The sequence below is a fragment of the Streptomyces sp. NRRL S-378 genome (genome assembly GCF_000720645.1).
Taxonomy (GTDB): domain Bacteria; phylum Actinomycetota; class Actinomycetes; order Streptomycetales; family Streptomycetaceae; genus Streptomyces.
On the sequence record NZ_JOBX01000135.1, the window covers coordinates 1 to 4,496 of the forward strand.

Sequence of the window (4,496 nt, forward strand, 5' to 3'; positions counted from 1 at the left end):
CAGCGCCTCCGTGTCACCGTCGGCCGTGCGCCAGACGATCTCCTGCGCCATGCGCAGGGAGCCCACCGACGGGTATCCGACCACGGCCAGCGGGGCGTGACCGCCGTAGTCCTCGGCGTAGCGGATCTCTTCTTCGCCTGGCTGGTCCGAGCAGGCGCTCAGCGCACCGATGGCGAGCGCGGTGGCGCCGAGGACCGGCCGCCACCTGCTGGTTCTCTTCATCGGGTCACGGTAGCGGAACGCCGGACCGGGTCCGCAATGTCCCCGTCGAGCCTCGGTCGGCCAGGCCGTCTCTTTCGGATCTTGTCGGTCAGGTCCGCGTTGTCCGGTGCGGTGCCACGGCGTGCTGGGCTCCCGTGCATTGGACGTACTCGGTTGCCCCGGCAATGCGGCGAGGTGCGGTGCCGGGCGGCGCGGCCCGGCAAGATCCGGAAGAGACGGCCTAGGTGTTCTTGCGGTAGTAGCCGGGCCGGACGTGTTCGATCTTTCCGACCTTGACCAGGGCGGTCAGGGTGGTGGAGAGGGTTTCGCCGGTCAGGTTGGTGAGGGCGCCGATGGCGTTCTCGTCGACTTCCAGGCCGAGCGCGTCGTGGAGGCAGGCGAGTACGGCGGCTTCCGGGGTGGGCGCCGCCGGTGCGGTGAGCGCCGGGGCCGGCGCGAGCGGCCGCCAATAGTTGCGGACGGCACCGAGCTGGAACACCCACTGCTCGCTGTTCGGGTCCTGCCACTCGTGCTCTGGGAACACGTGGTAGTGGGTGCGGAGCACTCCGAGGGCTTCGAGGCAGGCCGAGCGGCCACCGGTCACTTCGATCTGGATGACCGGCTGATGGGAGCAGTTCCGGTTGGGCTCGTGGTCGCCGAGGGCGCCGCAGTTGCACGGCGCCTCGAAGTCGCTGCTGCCCTCGCTCGGTTGCATGGCCTCATGAAACCGCAGCCGGGGCCTGTGCGCCCAGGGGTTACCGGAGCCCGAGTGGGGTCAGTTCGCGGCGCGGAGCAGGAGGTCGAGGACCGGGCCGGCCCACGTCTGGTGGTTGTTGAAGCGGGGGAGCTCGTGGGGGTCGGCGGTGCCGAGGGTGGTCATGAGCCGGAGTTCCGCCGCTTTCACTTCGCGCGCCCATACGGCCGGGTCGTAGGCGAGGGCGGCGGCCTGGACGGATCCGAGGAGGCACAGGCCGTGTCGGTCGCAGAGGGTTCCGCGGGTCCAGCCGTAGCGGATGATCAGCTCTCGCGCGGTGCGCAGGGTGTGGCGGATGCTGGGCTCCGGGTAGCCGGCCGGGCCGGTGGCGAACACCGCGTCGACCTGACCGATCAGGCCCTGCACGGCTCGGTCGTCGGGGCGGGGGAGGCGCGCACGGTGTGCGGGGCTCGCGAGGTTGCCGAGCATGGGTTCTTGCTCCCTTCTATGAGTTCTTGCGGTAGATGCCGGGCTTGACGCGTTCGATGGCTCCCTTCTTGACCAGGTCGGTCAGCGTGTTGGCGAGCGTCTTCTCGTTGAGGCCGGTGAGGGCGAGGATCGTGGCTTTGGGCATCTCCAGGCCGGCGTGGTCGTCGAGGCAGTCCAGGATGGCGACGTCCGCGGCGGGTTCGGCCGGCGCCTTGAACCCGCCGCCGGGCGGGGGCTCGTATCCGCCGCTGCCCCAGCCTGAGCCGCTGCTGCTGGCAGGGGCGTCGCCGTCGCCGTTCACGGGGGTGTCGGCGATCTGGTGCCGGTCGTCCCAGCTGGTGAAGTCCTGCGGCCAGATGATGGCGTCGTGGCGGATGTAGGGGGCGGCGGATTCCAGGACCCAGGTCCGCATCATCTGCACCGGCTCGCCGGGCGAGCCGACGTAGCCGAGGCCGAACGTCCTCGCCGGGTCGTTGATGGGCAGGTCGTCGGACCAGATGAGGGGCTCGTCTTCGATGTTCCAGGCGGCGGGGATCGCGCCGGGGTCGATGCCCTCGAAGCCCTCCACGGTCACGAGGTTGGACTGGGCGCTGTCGGTACGCAGCATGATCATCGCGCCGCCCTGGATGACGTTGGTGCGGATCGCGGTGTCTCCGCCGAGCTTGGCGGCGTTGACGGCCTGGTTGACGATCAGCAGCGTCATGCCGAGGTTACGACCGAGGGAGGCGAGCTTGTCCAGGATGAACACCGCTTCCTTGCCGGTCTCGGTGGCCGTGTCGGTGATCATGTGGGTCTCGTCCACGACCGTCATGACCCACGGGCAGTCGTCCGTCGCCTTGAAGTTCTTGCGGCCCAGGCGCGCCGACTCGGCGATCCGGTGCTTGAGGATGGCGTAGGACAGGCGCAGGGCCTTGATCGCGTCGTCACCGGTGGCGGCGTAGGCGGCCATCGTCTCGACGTCGGGGTTGGAGCTGCCCTTGGGGTCGGCGTAGATGATCGCCATCCCTGCGAGGTGTCCGGCGAGGGCGATGATCTGGACGGCTCCGCCCTTGCCGGAGCCGGTGACCCCGGCGATGAACACGTGCTGCGCGCCGAGGACGGGGTCGAAGAGCTGGAGGCGGGCGGGGCGGCCGGAGACGCCGCGCCCGATGGAGATGTAGCCGCCCGGGGACGGCTTGAGCACCTGCGGGCCGGGGAAGGGAAGCCCGTCCTCCAGGGGGTTCTTCTCGATGATGTGGATCTTCGCCTTGCGGGGGTCGGACTTGTTGGGCTGGTAGTCGACCAGGGTCATCGACGAGCGCAGGGCGCCGACCAGCTGCGTACGGTCGGGAACGGGGAGGGACGCCTTGTCCTCGTCGGCCACGACCCACGCCACCCAGCCGCCGGTCGCCGGGTCGACCTGGGCGTCCTTGAGGTGGGTGCCCGGCATGACCGTCGGCCGGACCAGGCGGGCCCACATCCCCTCCATCGTGGTGGGGTCCAGCTCCGCCGGCGCCGTCCGGCGCACCGTCACGTACTGCTCGCCGGGGTGGTGGCCGGCCGCGAAGCTGACCCACTCGGCCGGGACCCGGTACGCGGAGCCGACCGATTCGGCGGAGACGTTCACCGACCGGCCCTGGGGTGCCTCGATGATGCCCTCCCACCGGTCCCCGGTGTCGCTCACGCCCACGAGGTGCTGGCCGGGGTGCGCGCCGCCCTCGCCGGAGATGTGGTCGGCCCACACCTTATAGAGACCGCCCGGCCCCGGGGCGGGGGCCGGTCCGGCCTCCGGGGTGGGGGCGGTGATGCGGACCTTGCGGGCGGCCAGGGCGGGGCGGAGCTTGATGGTGAGGCCGGCCCACATCGTCCACCAGGCGGCGGAGACGAGCCCGGAGATGCTGGTCGGGTCGAGGAAGCCGGCCATGAGGGCGTCCGCGTACGCGGGGCCGAGGAACGCGCCCGGCACGACGGCCATGGAGGTCAGGAGGCTGGAGCCCAGCAGGGTGGAGCGCTGGGCAGCCAGGACGTCCCCGATCCCTGTGGCGTTGACGATGTTCGCCGGGACGCGGCCTACGTAGTGGGTGGCGAAGGCGGCGCTGCCGCAGACCGTGGCGGCCGCGGTGAGGGCGGCGAGGTCGGGCTCGAGGAGCGGGGTCAGCGCGCCGAGGACGGGCGGGGCGATCACCGAGACCAGCGCGGGGACCTGGTCGGCGAGTTGAGGGCGGCGGGACACGGTGATCTCGGACATGCTCGGTTACTCCTGTTCGTAGAAAGAGGCTCGGGCCATGGGGACGGTCATCGCACCGACCTGCTCGTCGATGCCCTCGTGGGACTTCTGGGCCTGGGCGTCGGCGGCACGAGCGGCGCCGCCGACGCTGTCGGCGGCCGACGCCGCGGCGATGGCGACCTGGGACAGGCCGCGCATGATCCGCGCCGTGTCCTTGGCCTCGCCGGTGGTGTGGGTGTCCACTTCGAGGTTCGCCAGGTTGTCGGCGACCTGGGCCACACGCTGGGCGTTCTGGTCGGCGCGCTGGCCGATCTCCCGGATCGTCTCGCCCTCCCTGGCCATGGAGTAGGCGACCTTCTGGACCTCGGCGCGCAGCGCGCGGTAGGTGGTCTCTGACATCTGGGGGCTCCTATCGGGTGTAGAAGGCGCGTTCGGCGGGGCTGGTCTCGGGGGAGTCGGCCACGGCCTTGTAGACGCCGCCGTGGCGGGTCTCCGCGTTCTTGTTGAGGGTCTGCAGGGCGTCGATGCCGCGCGCCGCGTTGGCGTGCATCTTGTCGGCCTCCTTCGCCTGGGCTTCGGTCGCGTCGTGGAGCTTCTGCAGGGAGGCGACCAGGTGCTTGCCGCCCTTGATCTTCGGGTCCTGGCACTGCTCGATCAGCTGCTGGATCTGCTGGACGCGGTTCGCCGAGACCTCCTTGGCCTGCTTGCACTGGTCGACGATCTGGTGGGTCTGCTGCTCCTTGCCCTGAAGGAACCGGGTGAAGGCGCGCAGGTTGAGGACCTCGCCGCGGGTCAGGGTGGTGCCGTTGGACAGCTGCACGCTGTCGCCGACGACCTTCGCCCCCAGGGGCGTCACTCCCGGCGTCGCCGGAGCGGCGGGGGGTGCGGGCGGGGCCGGCGGGGCGG

General features: G+C 71.0%; 6 protein-coding genes. All 6 read right to left on the reverse strand.

Going from position 1 to position 4,496, the window contains the following annotated elements:
• A partial coding sequence (locus IH80_RS40300; RefSeq protein WP_037882290.1) for a hypothetical protein occupies positions 1-222 on the reverse strand: 222 nt, incomplete at its 3' end.
• A gap of 220 nt (positions 223-442) precedes the next feature.
• The gene (locus IH80_RS0137840) at positions 443-916 is read right to left on the reverse strand and encodes a hypothetical protein (RefSeq protein ID WP_030966437.1); all 474 of its coding nucleotides are present in this window, start codon (positions 914-916) and stop codon (positions 443-445) included.
• Positions 917-976: 60 nt separating this feature from the next.
• Positions 977-1,384: a DUF6197 family protein gene (locus IH80_RS0137845; protein WP_030966438.1), complete on the reverse strand. Its 408-nt coding sequence runs from the start codon at positions 1,382-1,384 to the stop codon at positions 977-979.
• Positions 1,385-1,400: 16 nt separating this feature from the next.
• Positions 1,401-3,611: a hypothetical protein gene (locus IH80_RS0137850; RefSeq protein WP_051810363.1), complete on the reverse strand. Its 2,211-nt coding sequence runs from the start codon at positions 3,609-3,611 to the stop codon at positions 1,401-1,403.
• Positions 3,612-3,617: 6 nt separating this feature from the next.
• Positions 3,618-3,989: a hypothetical protein gene (locus IH80_RS0137855; RefSeq protein WP_030966440.1), complete on the reverse strand. Its 372-nt coding sequence runs from the start codon at positions 3,987-3,989 to the stop codon at positions 3,618-3,620.
• A gap of 10 nt (positions 3,990-3,999) precedes the next feature.
• A partial coding sequence (locus IH80_RS41335; RefSeq protein ID WP_420708916.1) for a hypothetical protein occupies positions 4,000-4,496 on the reverse strand: 497 nt, incomplete at its 5' end.